At 68.1% G+C, this 15,846-nt stretch carries 15 protein-coding genes; 13 read left to right on the top strand and 2 right to left on the bottom strand.

Features of this window, described 5'->3' with window-relative positions; all coding sequences use genetic code 11:
• Positions 1-28: 28 nt before the first annotated feature.
• Positions 29-1,066, bottom strand: a complete 1,038-nt coding sequence (locus tag ACT009_RS06145; protein WP_445193457.1) for a quinone-dependent dihydroorotate dehydrogenase — start codon at positions 1,064-1,066, stop codon at positions 29-31.
• Between the two features lie 221 nt (positions 1,067-1,287).
• Here ACT009_RS06145 and ACT009_RS06140 point away from each other — a divergent pair, with 221 nt between their 5' ends.
• From ACT009_RS06140 to ACT009_RS06100, 9 genes are all read left to right on the top strand, one after another.
• On the top strand, positions 1,288-2,145 hold the full coding sequence (locus tag ACT009_RS06140; RefSeq protein WP_445193456.1) for a helix-turn-helix domain-containing protein: 858 nt from the start codon (positions 1,288-1,290) through the stop codon (positions 2,143-2,145).
• A gap of 90 nt (positions 2,146-2,235) precedes the next feature.
• Entirely contained in the window at positions 2,236-2,709 is a 474-nt protein-coding gene (locus ACT009_RS06135) for an SUF system Fe-S cluster assembly regulator (protein ID WP_445193455.1), read from the top strand.
• A 1-nt stretch (position 2,710) separates the two neighbouring features.
• On the top strand, positions 2,711-4,189 hold the full coding sequence (gene sufB, locus ACT009_RS06130) for a Fe-S cluster assembly protein SufB (protein WP_445193454.1): 1,479 nt from the start codon (positions 2,711-2,713) through the stop codon (positions 4,187-4,189).
• An 89-nt stretch (positions 4,190-4,278) separates the two neighbouring features.
• Positions 4,279-4,662: an endonuclease domain-containing protein gene (locus ACT009_RS06125; protein WP_445193453.1), complete on the top strand. Its 384-nt coding sequence runs from the start codon at positions 4,279-4,281 to the stop codon at positions 4,660-4,662.
• Positions 4,663-4,665: 3 nt separating this feature from the next.
• Positions 4,666-5,409, top strand: coding sequence for a Fe-S cluster assembly ATPase SufC (gene sufC, locus ACT009_RS06120; protein ID WP_445193452.1), 744 nt, complete (start codon positions 4,666-4,668; stop codon positions 5,407-5,409).
• Complete coding sequence (locus ACT009_RS06115; RefSeq protein ID WP_445193451.1) at positions 5,406-6,515, top strand: SufD family Fe-S cluster assembly protein; 1,110 nt, start codon at positions 5,406-5,408, stop codon at positions 6,513-6,515. The genes sufC and ACT009_RS06115 overlap by 4 nt, the downstream gene beginning before the upstream one ends.
• On the top strand, positions 6,512-7,759 hold the full coding sequence (locus tag ACT009_RS06110; protein ID WP_445193450.1) for a cysteine desulfurase: 1,248 nt from the start codon (positions 6,512-6,514) through the stop codon (positions 7,757-7,759). The genes ACT009_RS06115 and ACT009_RS06110 overlap by 4 nt, the downstream gene beginning before the upstream one ends.
• A 9-nt stretch (positions 7,760-7,768) precedes the next feature.
• The gene (locus ACT009_RS06105) at positions 7,769-8,227 is read left to right on the top strand and encodes an SUF system Fe-S cluster assembly protein (RefSeq protein WP_445193449.1); all 459 of its coding nucleotides are present in this window, start codon (positions 7,769-7,771) and stop codon (positions 8,225-8,227) included.
• The gene (locus tag ACT009_RS06100; RefSeq protein WP_445193448.1) at positions 8,227-8,580 is read left to right on the top strand and encodes a HesB/IscA family protein; all 354 of its coding nucleotides are present in this window, start codon (positions 8,227-8,229) and stop codon (positions 8,578-8,580) included. The genes ACT009_RS06105 and ACT009_RS06100 overlap by 1 nt, the downstream gene beginning before the upstream one ends.
• Before the next feature lie 132 nt (positions 8,581-8,712).
• Here ACT009_RS06100 and ACT009_RS06095 read toward each other — a convergent pair whose 3' ends face one another.
• Positions 8,713-10,356 carry an alkaline phosphatase family protein gene (locus tag ACT009_RS06095; protein WP_445193447.1) on the bottom strand — a complete coding sequence of 548 codons (1,644 nt, stop codon included), beginning with the start codon at positions 10,354-10,356 and terminating at the stop codon, positions 8,713-8,715.
• Between the two features lie 66 nt (positions 10,357-10,422).
• On the opposite strand from ACT009_RS06095, the gene ACT009_RS06090 reads away from it, so the two are divergent.
• The 4 genes from ACT009_RS06090 (at position 10,423) to ACT009_RS06075 (ending at position 15,737) form a co-directional block, all read left to right on the top strand.
• Entirely contained in the window at positions 10,423-12,417 is a 1,995-nt protein-coding gene (locus ACT009_RS06090; RefSeq protein WP_445193446.1) for a protein-disulfide reductase DsbD family protein, read from the top strand.
• Positions 12,418-12,499: 82 nt separating this feature from the next.
• Positions 12,500-14,002, top strand: coding sequence for a circularly permuted type 2 ATP-grasp protein (locus ACT009_RS06085; protein ID WP_445193445.1), 1,503 nt, complete (start codon positions 12,500-12,502; stop codon positions 14,000-14,002).
• Positions 14,002-14,937, top strand: a complete 936-nt coding sequence (locus ACT009_RS06080) for an alpha-E domain-containing protein (RefSeq protein ID WP_445194030.1) — start codon at positions 14,002-14,004, stop codon at positions 14,935-14,937. Before ACT009_RS06085 ends, ACT009_RS06080 begins: the two co-directional genes overlap by 1 nt.
• Positions 14,937-15,737, top strand: a complete 801-nt coding sequence (locus tag ACT009_RS06075) for a transglutaminase family protein (protein ID WP_445193444.1) — start codon at positions 14,937-14,939, stop codon at positions 15,735-15,737. Before ACT009_RS06080 ends, ACT009_RS06075 begins: the two co-directional genes overlap by 1 nt.
• Positions 15,738-15,846: the final 109 nt, after the last annotated feature.

The raw sequence follows: 15,846 nt of genomic DNA, 5'->3' as shown, positions 1-15,846 counted from the left end.
GGCTTTGCCGGGCGGGCAAGACGCTACGTCAACCGGCTCCCACCGCGTCGGCGACCTGCGCGAAGCCGTCGCGGGCGAGCAGCGCGTCGAGCTCGCGGATCATCCGCGCAGGTAGACCGGGGCCTTCGTAGGCGAGTGCCGAATAGAGCTGTACCAGGCTCGCCCCGGCGCGAATGCGGGCATAGGCCTCGGCGGCGTCGCCGATCCCGCCCACCGCGATCAGCGGCAGTACGCCGCCGGTCGCGGAGCGGAACTCCGCCAGCTTCTGCCGGGCGAGCGCGGCGAGGGGAGCGCCCGACAGGCCGCCGGCTTGCGACGCGTTGCACGAGACCAGCGTCGCGGGCCGGCCGATCGTGGTGTTGCCGATGATGATCGCGTCGACCCCCGCGTCGATCGCGGCGCGGGCGACCTCGTCGATCGCGGTGGCGTCGAGATCGGGAGCGACCTTCAGGAACAGCGGCGTCGCGCCGCGGACCTCGATACAGGCCGCGAGCAGGTCGGCGAGCGCTGCACCGTGTTGCAGATCGCGCAGCCCCGGGGTGTTGGGCGAACTGACGTTGATCGTCAGGTAATTAGCGTGCGGCGCGGCGGTGCGGACGCCGTGGACGTAATCGGCGACGCGGTCGGCAGCATCCTTGTTGGCGCCGACGTTGATGCCGAGCACGCCGCGCCGTCGCGCCGCGATCGCACGGGGCATAGCGGCGGCAAGGCCGCCATTGTTGAAGCCCATGCGATTGACGATCGCGTCGTCCTCCGGAAGACGGAACAGCCGCGGGGTCGGATTGCCCGGCTGAGCGAGCGGGGTCAGCGTACCGATCTCGACGCTGCCGAAGCCCAGGCCGAACAGCCCGTCGATCGCGCGTCCGTCCTTGTCGACGCCCGCCGCGAGCCCGACCGGGTTGGCGAAGTCGATGCCCGCGACTCGGGTGGCGAGTCGCGGATACGCGTCGGGTGCGTGGGAAAAGGCCGAACCGGTCCGTGCCCAGGCGCCGAGTGCGACGATCGTCATCCGATGCGCTTTTTCCGCATCGATCGCAAAGAGTAAGGGGCGCAACGGGAAGGGCATGGCGGCTCCAATCGCACCACGAGCGCGACACGTCAAAGCGCCCGGTCCGGCCAAATACGTCGCTTCCATGCAATACGTATGCGCAAGGATGCGCGTAATTAGTGCTGCGACCCAGGAAGCGACCTTCGGGAAGCTTTCACCTACGGCCCGGCCCCTACGGCCGGGCCGCTTTTTCCAACGCGGATAATACGCTATGGACATCGTCGACGGGGGTCGGCGACATGGGTGGCATTCAACTCGACTATGTTATTCCGGGAGCCGATCTGGCGCCCTACGTCACCCTGTTCTACCGCTTCCGCGCCGATATCCCGCGGTTCGACGATACCGAGCGGGCCGATCATGCGCAGCTTCGCTTCCGGTTGTCGGGCGGCGAGGCGGGCTATCTGTTCCCCGACGGATCCGACCAGATCGCGGGCAACAACCATATCCTCGGCCCGACCACCGGCGCGGTCCGGACCCGTGCCGACGGGCCGGTGCATGTGTTCGGCATGGGGCTGACCCCGCTCGGCTGGGCGACGATGATCGGCAACAATGCCTCGGTTATGGCGAACCGCGTGCTCGATGCCGATGCGCTGTTCGGGCCGGTGGTGATGCGCACCGCGATGGCGCTGCAGGAGGCGGAGGATGCCGACGCTATGGCAGCGGCGGTGGCGCCGTTGCTGCACATGCTGATCGGCGGGCATGGGCACCAGCCCGCGCTCGCCTTCGTCCGTGCAGTAGACGCCTGGCTGGCGGGCGCCTTTTCGCCCGAGATCGACGACCTGTCCGACCAGACCGGGCTGTCGCGGCGGCAGGTCGAGCGGCGGTGCAATGCGGTATATGGCGCGCCGCCCAAGCTGCTCGCGCGCAAATACCGGGCGTTGCGCGCGGCGGTGGCGCTGGCCTCGCACGATGCCGATATCGACGCGCTGATCGTCGAGGGGTTCTACGATCAGAGCCACATGATCCGCGAAATCAAGCACTTCACCGGGCTCACCCCCGGGCAGGTGCGGGCCGAGATCGCGCCACTGACTCAGCTGACGATGGGCGGGCGCCGGGCGCTCGGCGGGATGGTGCATCCGATCATCAGCGAGACCTGATACGGCAGGCTGCTGCCGCAGCGCAGCAGGTTGACGAAAGGGGCTCGCGCGCCCATCTACAATCGGACTGATCCGATCCGATTGGAACCCATGCGTCTTTCGAGCCTTGCCGACTATGCCGTCGTGATGATGTCAGCCGCCGCTCGCCACTGCGGCGGGCATGCGCGTCTGAACGCGACGTTGCTGGCGGTCGAGACGGGGGTGCCGCTGCCGACCGCGCAGAAGCTGGTCAGCCGATTGTCCGCGGCCGGGCTGCTGGAGAGCGCGCGCGGCACCGGCGGCGGGTTTCGCCTCGCGCGGCCACCGGCGACGATCACACTGGCCGACATCATCGAGGCGGTCGAGGGGCCGATCGCGCTCACTTCCTGCGTCGATGAAGCCAATCACGATTGCGCGATCAATGGCAGCTGCCGGGTCAAGCCGCATTGGAGCGTCGTCAACACCGCGGTGCGCGGCGCGCTTGCCGGGGTTACCCTGGCGAGCCTGTCGTCGGCACCCACGCCGGCCGGCACCCACCTGACACCAGTACACAGGACCCCCGCCTTCGCGGGGGATCGAGGATAATATGGCCACCCGCAACGCCGAAGCCTATGCCGCCGCGAACAAGACCTATGAATGGGGCTTCTCCTCGGACATCGAACAGGAGTTCGCGCCCAAGGGATTGAGCGAGGACACCGTCCGCTACATCTCCGCCAAGAAGGGCGAGCCGCAGTGGATGCTCGACTGGCGGCTGAAGGCGTTCGCGCTGTGGCAGACGATGGAGGCGCCCGACTGGGCCAAGCTCAACGTGCCGCCGATCGATTATCAGGACGCCTATTATTACGCCGAGCCCAAGGCCAAGCCGAAGCTCGGCAGTCTGGACGAGGTCGATCCCGAGATCCTGCGCGTGTACGAGAAGCTCGGCATCCCGATCTCGGAGCAGAAGATGCTCGCGGGCGTGGTCGATCCGGATGCGCCGCCGCCGCGCCGTGTCGCGGTCGACGCGGTGTTCGACAGCGTGTCGGTGGCAACGACGTTCCGCAAGGAGCTGGAGGCCGCGGGCGTAATTTTCCGGTCGATTTCGGAGGCGATCAAGGAGTATCCCGATCTCGTCCGCAAATGGCTGGGCAAGGTCGTGCCGCAGCGCGACAACTACTTTGCGACGCTCAACAGCGCTGTCTTTTCCGACGGCACCTTTGTCTACATCCCCGAGGGCGTCCGCTGCCCGATGGAGCTGTCGACCTATTTCCGCATCAATGCCGAGAATACCGGGCAGTTCGAACGCACGCTGATCGTCGCCGACAAGGGCGCCTATGTCAGCTATCTCGAAGGCTGCACCGCGCCGATGCGCGACGAGAACCAGCTCCACGCCGCGGTGGTGGAACTGGTCGCGCTCGACGATGCCGAGATCAAATATTCGACGGTGCAGAACTGGTATCCCGGCGACGAGAACGGCGTCGGCGGGATCTACAATTTCGTCACCAAGCGTGCGCTCTGCCAGGGCAAGAACAGCAAGGTGTCGTGGACCCAGGTCGAGACCGGCAGCGCGATCACGTGGAAATATCCGTCGTGCGTGCTGGCGGGCGAGAACAGCGTCGGTGAATTCTACTCGGTGGCGGTGACCAACAACCGACAGCAGGCCGACACCGGCACCAAGATGATCCATCTCGGCAAGGGATCGCGCTCGACGATCGTGTCGAAGGGCATCTCGGCGGGGCGCAGCGACAACACCTATCGCGGGCTGGTGCGCGTCGCGCCGAGCGCGGAGGGCGTGCGCAACTTCACCCAGTGCGATTCGCTGCTGCTCGGCGACCAGTGCGGCGCGCATACCGTGCCGTATATCGAGGTTCGCAACCCGTCCGCGCAGATCGAGCACGAGGCGACGACGTCGAAGATCAGCGAGGACCAGATGTTCTACGCGATGTCGCGCGGGCTGGATTCGGAGGCCGCGGTGGCGCTGATTGTCAACGGCTTCGCGCGCGAGGTCCTGCAGCAACTGCCGATGGAGTTCGCGGTCGAGGCGCAGAAGCTGCTGGGGATTTCGTTGGAGGGGTCGGTCGGGTGAGGCCGCAGGACGAAGATCGACGCCTCAACTCCCCTCCCCTTCAGGGGAGGGGTCGGGGGTGGGGACTCTCCGCGGAACGCCTTGCGCTGTTGCATGACCGCGCGGCCGCGATGCGACGTAATCCCACTGAGCCGGAGAAGCGCCTGTGGCGGGTTCTGTCGAGTGCGCAACTCGGCGGTCACAAGTTTCGTCGCCAGTCCGTGGTCGGTCCATTCATTGCGGACTTCCTCTGTCCACAACGGGCACTGATCGTGGAGGTCGATGGCGACACGCATGACGAAGCCAAGGATCGCCTTCGTGACGACGATCTGGCCGGACGCGGCTTTCATGTCGTTCGCGTAGGCAATGGCGATGTCATGAACAATTTGGATGGGGTGGCGCAGACTATCGGCATCGCGCTCGATCGGGCGCCTGCACGCTGGGATAGGCCCCACCCCAACCCCTCCCCTGAAGGGGAGGGGCTTGAAGGATGAACGATGCTCAAGATTGACAACATTCACGCCGAGATCGATGGCAAGGAAATCCTCCGCGGGCTGTCGCTTACCGTCAATGCCGGTGAGGTCCATGCGATCATGGGGCCGAACGGTGCGGGCAAGTCGACGCTGGGCTATGTGCTCGGCGGGCGGCCGGGGTACGAGGTTACTGCAGGGTCGGTGACGTTCGAAGGGCAGGACCTGCTCGCACTCGATCCGCACGAGCGTGCCGCGGCGGGGGTGTTCCTCGGGTTTCAATATCCGGTCGAGATCCCTGGCGTCAGCAACGTCCAGTTCCTGCGCGAGGCGCTGAACGCGCAGCGGACGCAGCGCGGCGAGAAGCCGCTGTCGGGGGCGGAGTTCCTGAAGCTGGCGCGCGCGCAGGCGGACCTGCTGGCGATGGACCACGACATGCTCAAGCGACCCGTCAATGTCGGGTTTTCGGGTGGCGAAAAGAAGCGCAACGAGATGGTGCAGATGGGGATCGTCGCGCCGACGTTCGCGATCCTCGACGAGACCGACAGCGGGCTCGACATCGATGCGCTGCGTGTCGTGGGAGACGGCATCAATCGCATCATGCGCGCGCGCGACAAGGCGGTGCTGCTCATCACGCATTATCAGCGGTTGCTCGACTATGTGCAGCCCGACTTCGTGCATGTTCTTGCCGAGGGGCGGATCGTGCGATCGGGGGATGCCGAGCTGGCCAAGCAGCTCGAAGCCGAAGGCTATGTGGGGATCGCGGCGTGACCACGCTGACGCTGCCCTCTCGCCGCGAGGAATCGTGGCGCTGGGCCGATCCCGAGGCGATCGCGGCGGCGGCGCAATTGCCGTGGTCCGATGCGGAAGCAGATGCGGACGACCATTGGCTCGACCTGCCGGGCGCGCGGCTGGTGTTCGTCGACGGGGTGTTCGATGCGGAACGCAGCACGCTTGGGCGGGTGACGGTCGAGGCGCTGGACGGCGGCGCGCACGCGCTGGGCCAGCATGCGACCGGGCCGGGCTGGGCGCTTCGGATGGCCGCCGATGGCGTCGAGGATCCGGTGCAGGTCGTCCATCTCGCGAGCGGCGGTGCCAATCACGTGCCTGCCGCGATCGAGCTGGCGGCCGGTGCCGCGGCGACGGTGATCGAGACCTTCGTCGGCAGCGGCTGGTCGAATCGCGCGACACGGATCGCGCTGGGTGACGGCGCACGGCTGATGCGCAGCGTGCGGATGCTGCAAGCTGGCGGATTCGTGTCGCTCCGCGAGGAAGCGGAGGTCGGCGCTGGCGCGAGCCTGGTCGCGACCTTCCTCGGTGCGGGCGCTGCGGGGACGCGGGTCGACGGCGCGGTGACGGTAAGCGGGCAGGGCGGCTTCGCGGAGTTCGGCGGGGCGCTGCTGACCCGCGACGACCAGCGGCAGGAATGCGCGGTGACGGTGCGGCATGATTCGGTCGGCGGATCAAGCAAGCAGGTGTGGCGCGCGGTCGCTGCGGATCGTTCCACCGCCAGCCTCGCGGCGCGGGTCGAGGTCGCGCGCGATGCGCAGCAAACCGATGGCGAGCAGAGCCTGCGCGGCTTGCTGCTGCAACGGACCGCGACGATCAATCTCAAGCCCGAGCTCGAGATCTTCGCGGACGACGTCAAATGCGCGCACGGCGCGACGGTCGGCGAGCTCGATGCGCGTGCGTTGTTCTACATGCAGAGCCGCGGGATCTCGCGGGTGCGGGCGCAGGCGCTGCTGACTCGCGCGTTCGTGGCGGATTCGCTGGACCGGATCGGTGACGAGACGGTGCGCGAGGCGTTCGTGGCGGATGCGGATGCGTGGCTGGACGTGGCGCTTGCCGCGCCGGCTGTTTGGGGCACGTCGTCATGACCGTCCTTGCACAGGCCCTTCCCCGAATTCTCCCCCAGGCGGGAGGGGAGCAGGCGCTCGACACGGTGCGTGATTTCCCGGCGATCCCGGATGGCTGGGCGTATCTCGATACCGCGGCGACCGCGCAGAAGCCGCAGGCCGTGATCGACGCCATCGCGCGCGGCTATGGCGAGACCTATGCCACGGTCCACCGCGGGGTCTATCAGCGATCCGCCGACATGACGCTCGCCTATGAAGCCGCGCGCGCCAGGGTCGCCCGCTTCATCGGTGCGGGTACGCCCGACGAGATCGTGTTCGTCCGCGGCGCGACCGAAGCGATCAACCTGGTCGCGCAATGCTGGGCGGGTGAGCAGCTTAAGCCGGGCGACCGCATCCTGCTGTCGATGCTCGAGCATCATTCGAACATCGTGCCGTGGCAGATGGCGGCGCAGCGCGTCGGCGCGGCGATCGACGTGCTGCCGCTGACCGCGGATCATCGCATCGATCTCGACGCGATGGCGGCGATGATCACCCCGGCGCACAAGCTGGTCGCGCTGGCGCATGTCTCCAACGTGCTCGGTTCGGTGCTCGACGCGTCGCGTGCGACCGAGATCGCGCACGGGGTGGGCGCAAAGATCCTGCTCGACGGTTGCCAGGCGGTGCCGCGGATCACGGTCGACGTCGCGGCGATCGGCTGCGACTTCTACGTGTTTTCCGGTCACAAGCTCTACGGCCCGACCGGCATCGGCGCGCTGTGGGCGCGGCCCGAGCTGCTGGAGGCGATGCCGCCCTATCAGGGTGGCGGCGCGATGATCGACCGGGTGAGCTTCGCCAAGACCACCTACGCGCCGCCGCCCGGTCGCTTCGAGGCGGGCACCCCGCACATCGTCGGCGCACTCGGGCTCGCCGCGGCGATCGACTATGTGGAGGGGATCGGGCTGGCGCGGATCCACGCGCACGAGACTGCGCTGGTCGCACGGACGCGAGCGGCGCTGTCGACGGTCAATTCGGTGCGACTCTACGGGCCAGAGGATTCGGCGGGGATCGTCAGTTTCACGATCCAAGGGGTTCATCCCCACGATATCGGCACCATCTTGGACGAAGAGCGCGTCGCGGTGAGGGCCGGGCATCATTGCGCGCAGCCGCTGATGGAGATGCTCGGTATCGATGCGACCGCGCGGGCGAGCTTCGGGGTCTATAACGGCCCCGCCGATGTCGATGCGCTGGTTCGCGGCATCGATCGCGTGACACGGATTTTTGGGTAGGACCGACGAATGAGCGACGCATTCCGCGTGGAAGAAGTGGCAGCAGTCGACGCACCGCCGAAGGCGCGCGTCGAAACGGCGGCGGACACCTTCGAGCGCAAGCGCGACTATCTCGAGGGATTTCTGGCGCAGAAGCCGCAAGGCGACTCGGCGGGCGAGCCGGGCGGGGCGCTGTACGAGAGCGTGATCGATGCGCTGAAGGAGATCTTCGACCCTGAGATCCCGGTGAACATCTACGATCTCGGACTGATCTACGGAGTCGAGGTGTCCGACGAGGGGCACGCGACGGTGATGATGACGCTGACCACGCCGAATTGCCCGGTCGCCGAGTCGATGCCCGCCGAGGTCGAGCTGCGGGTGAGTTCGGTGCCCGGCATCGCGATCGCGGACGTCAATCTGGTCTGGGATCCGCCGTGGGACCCGCAGAAGATGTCGGACGACGCGAAGCTCGAACTGGGGATGCTGTGATGGCGACGACGCTGCGCGAACGCCCCTCGGCGCTCAACCTGACGCCCTCGGCACATGCCCGCATCGCCGACCTGATGGCGCGAGCGCCGGAGGGCTCGATCGGGGTCAAGCTGTCGACCCCGCGCCGCGGGTGTTCGGGGCTGGCCTATTCGGTCGATTACGTCGCCGATGCCAAGCCGTTCGACGAGCGGATCGAGACGCCGGGCGGGGTGTTGTTCGTCGACGGTGCGTCGATCCTGTACCTGATCGGATCGACGATGGACTGGGTCGAGGACGATTTCGCGGCGGGCTTCGTCTTCGCCAACCCCAACGCCAAGGGCGCGTGCGGGTGCGGGGAGAGCTTTACGGTTTGATGGGAAGCCCATCATCCGTCATCCCGGACTTGATCTGGGATCCCGCTAATTCTTCCTTATTCTAGCGTCACCCCGGATCAGGTCCGGGGTGACGGAAGTGGTAGGTCATCGCTTGATTGGGAGACGGGTTGCTCAGTTCGGGCACGTGGTCGCGGGGCCGGGATCGAGATCGAGGCAGCGGCCATCGAGGCCGCTGACCGGCAGGCCGATCGTGGCGGCGAGGGTCGGGACGATGTCGACCGTCTCCACCGACAGTGGCTGTTCGAACGGCGTCATACCCTTGCGCCAGAACAGTAGCGGCACGCGGCGGTCATAGTCCCAGGGGCTGCCATGCGTCTCGACATAGCCGGGCGCGGGGGTCTCGATCGTCGTAACGCGCGGTTTCAGCAGCACCAGCAGGTCGCCCGACCGGTTTGGATCGAACGAGGCGCGGGCGCGCTCGATCAGCGTCCAGGTCTCGGGCGGGGTGGTCGGCATCGCGGTGGCGGCGATCTGCGCGCGGGGGAAGGCGGCGGCGACCTGGGGCATCGCCTGGTAGATGCGCTGCGCCTCTGCCAGCACCTTGGCGCGGGTCGCCGCGGGCAGCTTGTCGTCGATATAGACGTCGCCCTCCGCGCCGATCAGCGGGGCGTCGGTCAGCTTCAGCTTGGCGGCGACGAGCGCGCCGACCGCCTCGATCTGCGCGATCGGGGCGACGTGTGCCTCCATCGGCATCGCGCGCTGTTGCTGGCGCTCGGTCATGTCGTGCGCGCCATGATCGGCGGTCAGCACCACTTCATAGTCGATGCCCCAGCCGTCGAGGGTCGCGAAGAACGACTCGAGCGCCTGATCGAGCTGATCCATCTGGATGCACATCTCGGTGCCCTGGGTGCCGTTCGCATGACCGATATAGTCGGTGGCCGAGGCGCCGATCGCAATGATGTCGGGCTGCGCGCCCTGGCCGAGCTTCATGTCCTGGATCAGGCCCGCAGCGATCGACAGCACCGCGGCGTCGGCGGCGGGGGAGGCGCGGAACGCCTTCAGGTCGCCGGCCGCGCGTTCGAACCGGCCCTGGCCGAGCGTCTGGCCGCCGACCTGGATCGGTCGATCGAGCGGCTTGCACCAGGTCGGCAACGGCAGCGCCGCCTGAGGCCGTCCGACCAACGCGGCGACGACCGCCTTGCCGCGGGTCACCGCGCGCGGCTCGGCGCGGCCGGCGTAGGAGACATAGGTCTTGCCGTCCCACCACCAGAGCTCGTCGACCTTGTGCCCGCCCATCATCACCGCGGCTCGATCCTTGCCCGCGACCGAGACGACCCGGGTTGCGGGGTTGGCGGCCTTCATCATCTCGCCGAGCGTCGGCACCTTCAGATGCTTATCGGAGACGGTGTAGCTTTCGTGGGTGGTGCCGACGACATTCTCGTCCTCCGAACAATAGACGATCTTGTCGCTGCGGCCGACGCGCTGGTCGATCCAGTTGTTGGCGACGATGCCGGTGTGCGCCGGGCGCATGCCCGTGAGGATGGTCGAATGGCCGGGGCAGGTCTCTGTCGCGGCATGGCCCTGATAGGCGGAGGGGAAGACGCCGCCCGACAGCAGCCGCGCGAAGCCGCCGGCGAAGCGGTTGCGATATTGCTGGAACAGGTCGGCGGAGAACTGATCGACCGAGATCGCGACGATCAGCCGCGGCGGAGCCGCGGGAGTTGGCGCGGCCGGTGCGGGCGCCGTGGGCGCCTCGCTCTGGGCCAGGGCAGGTGCGGCGGCTGCGAGCAGCAGGGCGGCGGCGAGCGACTTCATTGGGGTATCCCCTGATGCATTGCAGCGAGGCAGTCGCTATGGCTCCCGTTAATGACCATCGCAAGAATGCGCGTGCTATTGTGCGCCGTGATCACGTTGCTGCTCGCATCGGCGACGCCGGTGTGGGCGCAACCGGCACCCGCGCGTCACCTCGCGATGCGGCTGGTGGCGGAAAGCGACGCGCCGCGTGCCGGCGCGCCGGTGACGCTGGCGATCGAGACGATCCCGGAGACGGGGTGGCACGGTTATTGGCGCAACCCGGGGGACGCGGGCTTTCCGGCGACGCTGACCTGGACGTTACCGAAGGGCGCGAGCGTCGGCGCGGTGGATTGGCCGGTGCCGACGACGCTGTCGATCGCCGGGCTGATGAACTATGTCTACGAGCGGCCCTATGCGCCGCTGGTGACGATGCGGGTGCCGGCGGGGTTGGCGGCGGGAACCAAGCTGCCGCTGTCGGTGGCGATCAGCTATCTCGTCTGCACCGACAAGATCTGCGTGCCCGAGCAGCAGATGCTGTCGCTAGCGCTGACCGTCGGCGACGGCACCGCGACATCCGCCGCCTCGTTCGACCGCTGGCGACGAGCGATCCCGAAGCCGCTCGATGCGGTGGCGCGCTACGCGGCGAGAGACGGGGCGGTGACGATCGCGGTGCCGTATCCGGCCGCGGCTACGGCGGCGCAGGCCTATTTCTTCCCGGTGACCACCGGCGCGATCGACTATGCCGCGGCGCAGACGGTGACGCGGAGCGGCGACGCCCTCACGATCGCGACCAGGGGCAAGCCCGTGGGGACGATCGAGGGGGTGCTGCGGATCGGGCCGGCGCAGGGGCTGGCGGTCCGCGCAGTGCCCGGCGCGGTGGTGGCGGCGCCGGTGGATGGCGGTGCGGCCGCGGCGACGCTGCTCGCGTTCCTCGGGGCGCTGCTCGGCGGGTTGATCCTCAACGTGATGCCGTGCGTGTTCCCGATCCTCAGCCTGAAGGCGCTGAGCCTGGCGCGGAGCGGCGGCAGCGAACGCGACGCGCGGCGCGAGGCGCTGGCTTATACCGCGGGCGTGGTGCTGGTGTGTCTAGGGCTAGGTGCGGTGATCCTCGGGCTGCGCGCGGGCGGATCGACCGTCGGCTGGGCGTTCCAGTTGCAGGATCCGCGTGCGATCGTCGTGCTGCTGTTGTTGTCGGTGGCGATCGCGCTCAACCTGGCGGGGTTGTTCGAGGTGCCGATGCCGCGCTTCGCGGGCGAAGGCGGGGCGAGTGGCGCGTTCGCGACCGGGGCGCTGGCGGCATTCGTGGCGACGCCGTGTACCGGGCCGTTCATGGGCGCGGCGCTGGGCGCGGCGCTGGTGCTGCCGTGGTTCGCGGCGCTCGCGATCTTCGCCGGGCTGGGGCTGGGGCTCGCCCTGCCGTTCCTGCTGATCGGCTTCGTTCCCGCGCTGCGACGGCGGCTGCCCAGGCCGGGCCTGTGGATGGAGACGTTCCGCCACGCGCTGAGCATCCCGATGTGGCTGACCGCGCTGGCGCTCGCCTGGGTGCTGGGGCGGCAGGCGGGGATCGACGGGATGACGCAAGGGCTGCTCGCGGCGCTGCTGCTCGGGCTGCTGCTGTGGGCGGCGGGGCGGCGCCAGCGCAAGGGGCTGGCGATCGGCGTCGTGCTGGGCGCGCTGATCCTCGCGTCGTTCGTCGTGGGGGCGGCGACGATTCGGCGTGCCGCGCCCGGGGCGCAAACGCGCGAGGCGGGGGCGGAGCCGTTCGCGGAGCAGCGCCTCGCCGCGTTGCGCGCGGCGCGGACGCCGGTGTTCGTCTATTTTACCGCGGATTGGTGCCTGACCTGCAAGGTCAACGAGAAGGCGGCGATCGAGACGCAGGGGGTCCGCGACGCCTTCGCGCGCAACAAGGTGGCGGTGCTGCTGGGCGACTGGACCGATGGCGACGCCGCGATGGGCAAGTTCATCCAGGCGCACAACCGCGCGGGGGTGCCGCTGTACCTCTATTATGCGCCCGGCGCGGCCGATCCGGTGGTCCTGCCGCAGATCCTGACCCCCGGCATGCTCGAGAAGCTCGGCACCTGAGCTTTGTTCGCATGGTTCCTTGTGCGGCGCAGCAAAGCCGGGCAGCATGGAACTTGCACACCGAGCAGGACTTTAGCCGAGGATGGAGAAGACCCCCGCTTTCGACGAGATCATGGGCCAGATCGGCTCGACCACCGCGCGCGACGAACTCGCCGCGCTGGGACGCTGGCTCGACGAGACCCCCGACGCGGAATTGCGGCGGCGGCAGGAGGCGGCGGAGACGACCTTCCGCCAGCTGGGGATCACCTTCGCGGTGTACGGCGAAAGCGAGGCGAGCGAGCGGATCATCCCCTTCGACATCGTGCCGCGGGTTTTCCTGGCCGATGAATGGGCGCGGTTGTCTGAAGGGCTTGTGCAGCGCGTCGACGCGATTAACGCATTTCTCGAGGACGTCTACGGCGAACGCCGGATCCTGAAGGACGGGATTCTTCCCGAGGATCTGGTGCTCGGCAACGCGCAGTTCCGGCCCGAGATCGCGGGCATCCGCCCGCCGCACGGGATCTGGGCGCATATCTGCGGGATCGATCTGGTGCGGACCGGGCCCGACGAGTTCTACGTGCTGGAGGACAATGCGCGGACGCCGTCCGGGGTCAGCTATATGCTCGAAAACCGCGAGGCGATGCTGCGGCTGTGCCCCGAGCTGTTCCGCGAGTTCCGGGTGGCGGCGGTCGACAGCTATCCCGACCGGCTGCTGGAGACGATGAAGTCGGTGGCGCCGCACGGATCCGGATCGGGCGCGACCTGCGTGGTGCTGACGCCGGGCCACTATAACTCGGCCTATTACGAGCACAGCTTCCTGGCCGATTCGATGGGCGTCGAGCTGGTCGAGGCGGCGGATCTGGTCGTCGACGAGGACTTCGTCTGGATGCGGACGATCGGCGGACGGGTGAAGGTCGACGTGATCTATCGCCGGATCGACGACGACTTCCTCGATCCGCTGGTGTTCCGGCCCGATTCCGCATTGGGGGTGCCGGGCCTGATCGCGGCCTATGCGGCGGGCAACGTCGCGATCCTCAACGCGCCCGGCAACGGCATCGCCGACGACAAGGCGATCTACAGCTACATGCCGGAGATCGTGCGATATTATTCGGGGGGCGAGCCCAAGCTGCCGAACGTCGAGACCTGGCGGTGCCGCGAACCGCAAGCATTGAAGTACGTGCTCGACAATCTCGAACGGGTGGTGGTGAAGCTGGTCGACGGATCGGGCGGCTACGGCATGCTGGTCGGGCCGACCGCATCGAAACAGGAGATCGAGGATTTCCGCGCCGCGCTGATCGCCGAGCCGCACCGCTATATCGCGCAGCCGACCTTGGCGCTTTCGACCGTCCCGACGCTTGCCGACAGCGGGCTGTCGCCGCGTCACGTCGATTTCCGCCCGTTCGTGCTGAGCGGGTCGAAGGGCGTGCAGGTGGTACCTGGCGGCCTTACGCGAGTGGCGCTGCGCGAGGGATCGTTGGTGGTCAATTCCAGCCAGGGCGGCGGCACCAAGGACAGCTTCGTGCTGATGCCCGACCTGCCCGGCCAGACCCAGACGATGGGAACGATGAGCCAGTCGCAGGGCATGCGCACGGGCGGTGCGGCATGATGCTCTCGCGCACCGCGGCGTCGCTCTACTGGCTGGGTCGCTATATCGAGCGCGCCGATTTCCTTGCGCGGCTGATCGAGGCCACGGTGCGGCTCGACGTTATGTCGTCGCGGCCGGCGGGCGAGGCGGCGTGGCAATCGGCACTGGCGGTCAGCGACACCGAGGAAGCATTTTCGGCCGGCGGCGCGGCGTTGACCCAGAGCGACGTGGTGCGATTCCTGACGCTCGACAAGTCGCACCCGGGATCGGTGGCGCGCTGCCTCGGCCGGGCGCGCGACAATGCGCGCGCGGTGCGCACTGCGTTGACGCGCGAATCGTGGACTGCGATCAACCGCGCTTGGCTGGTGTTCGAGAACCGCGCGAGCATCGACGGCACCTCGGCGACGCTGAACCTGGTCGAGGCGGTGAAGAACGAGGCGCGCAGCTTCGAAGGCGCGGTGCACCGGATGCTGCGCAATCAATCGACCTGGTTCATCCGGCTCGGCCAGGCGATCGAACGCGCGGACAACACCGCACGGCTGCTCGACGTCAAATATCACATCCTGCTGCCGGAGGGCGAGCAGGTCGGCGGCGTCGTCGACCGCGATCAATGGACCACGATCCTACAGACGGTGTCGGCGGTGACCGCGTATCGCTGGATGTACAATGATGGGTTGCGCCCGGCGAACGTCATCGACCTGTTGATCGCGCGCAGCGAGTTGCCGCGCAGCCTCGCCGCGTCGGTGGAGGAGACGGTCGAGCTGCTCGGCCTGCTGGCGAGGCGGACGGGCACGCATGGGGAGGCCGACCGCATGGCGCGGATGCGCTCGGCGCGGTTGGGCCGGACGCGGTCGGGCGAGGTGATCGCATCGGGGCTACACCAGTATCTGGAGGCGTTCATCCGCGAAAACGATCAACTTCACGGCGCCATCGGCCGCCAGTTCAAGTTCCACTGATGCGGCTGTCGGTCGACCATCGCACGATCTATCGCTTCTCCACGGCGCAGAGCCGGCTCGTGCAGATGTTGCGGATGACACCCGAGAACCACCACGACCAGACCGTGGCGACGTGGCAGATCCATATCGATTGCGACGCGAAGATGCGGCCGGGGCGCGACGGCTTCGGCAACGCGGTCACGATGCTCTATGTCGAAGGGCCGGTGAACGCGATCGAGATCGAGGTGTCGGGGGCGGTGCTGACCAGCAACTCGCACGGCGTGCTGAACGGCGTCGCCGAGGTGCTGCCGCCCGCGGTGTTCCTGCGCGAAACCGCGCTGACGCCGCGCGACGCGGCGATCCGGGACTGGGCCGCCGAGGTGGCGCACGGGGGGGAACGCGCGGCGGCGTTGCGGTCGATCAACACAGCCCTCCAGCGGCGGTTCGCGCATGATCTCGGTCGGCCGACCGGCGGGCTCGATGCCGGTGCCGCGTTCCGGCGCGACAGCGGTACGTCGCGCGATCTGGCCCATATCTTCGTCGTCGCGGCGCGGTCGCTGGGCGCGCCGGCGCGGTTCGTATCGGGCTATGCGCTGATCGACGGCGAGCATCGCCCGACGCCGCATGGCTGGGCGGAGGCGTTCGTCGACGGCGTCGGCTGGGTCGGGTTCGATCCGTGTACCGGCCGGTCGCCCGAGGAAGATTATGTCCGCGTCGCCACCGCGCTGGATGCCGCAGGCGCAGCGCCGGTCGCGGGATCGCGGCTGGGCGAGGGCGAAGAGGAACTGGATGTCGACGTGAGTGTGTCGGTCGTTTCCTGAGGCGTGGGCGCGAGCCGAACTTGCTTGACCCTGTTTGCTGTTCCCGGAACGAAGCTAACTTGCGTCGACGTGGAAGCACGCGATCTATTTCCGTCACCCCGGACTTGAT

This window comes from Sphingomonas sp. Tas61C01 (genome assembly GCF_052567495.1).
Note: the sequence above shows the minus strand (reverse complement) of the source record. Positions and strands in the feature narration are given on the sequence as shown.

Bases quoted from the DNA above. Each gene is read 5' to 3' on its own strand.
- ACT009_RS06145 (WP_445193457.1), bottom strand. From the start codon at position 1,066: ATGCCCTTCCCGTTGCGCCCCTTACTCTTTGCGATCGATGCGGAAAAA.
- ACT009_RS06140 (WP_445193456.1), top strand. From the start codon at position 1,288: ATGGGTGGCATTCAACTCGACTATGTTATTCCGGGAGCCGATCTGGCG.
- ACT009_RS06135 (WP_445193455.1), top strand. From the start codon at position 2,236: ATGCGTCTTTCGAGCCTTGCCGACTATGCCGTCGTGATGATGTCAGCC.
- sufB (WP_445193454.1), top strand. From the start codon at position 2,711: ATGGCCACCCGCAACGCCGAAGCCTATGCCGCCGCGAACAAGACCTAT.
- sufC (WP_445193452.1), top strand. From the start codon at position 4,666: ATGCTCAAGATTGACAACATTCACGCCGAGATCGATGGCAAGGAAATC.
- ACT009_RS06110 (WP_445193450.1), top strand. From the start codon at position 6,512: ATGACCGTCCTTGCACAGGCCCTTCCCCGAATTCTCCCCCAGGCGGGA.
- ACT009_RS06105 (WP_445193449.1), top strand. From the start codon at position 7,769: ATGAGCGACGCATTCCGCGTGGAAGAAGTGGCAGCAGTCGACGCACCG.
- ACT009_RS06100 (WP_445193448.1), top strand. From the start codon at position 8,227: ATGGCGACGACGCTGCGCGAACGCCCCTCGGCGCTCAACCTGACGCCC.
- ACT009_RS06095 (WP_445193447.1), bottom strand. From the start codon at position 10,356: ATGAAGTCGCTCGCCGCCGCCCTGCTGCTCGCAGCCGCCGCACCTGCC.
- ACT009_RS06090 (WP_445193446.1), top strand. From the start codon at position 10,423: ATGCGCGTGCTATTGTGCGCCGTGATCACGTTGCTGCTCGCATCGGCG.
- ACT009_RS06085 (WP_445193445.1), top strand. From the start codon at position 12,500: ATGGAGAAGACCCCCGCTTTCGACGAGATCATGGGCCAGATCGGCTCG.
- ACT009_RS06080 (WP_445194030.1), top strand. From the start codon at position 14,002: ATGCTCTCGCGCACCGCGGCGTCGCTCTACTGGCTGGGTCGCTATATC.
- ACT009_RS06075 (WP_445193444.1), top strand. From the start codon at position 14,937: ATGCGGCTGTCGGTCGACCATCGCACGATCTATCGCTTCTCCACGGCG.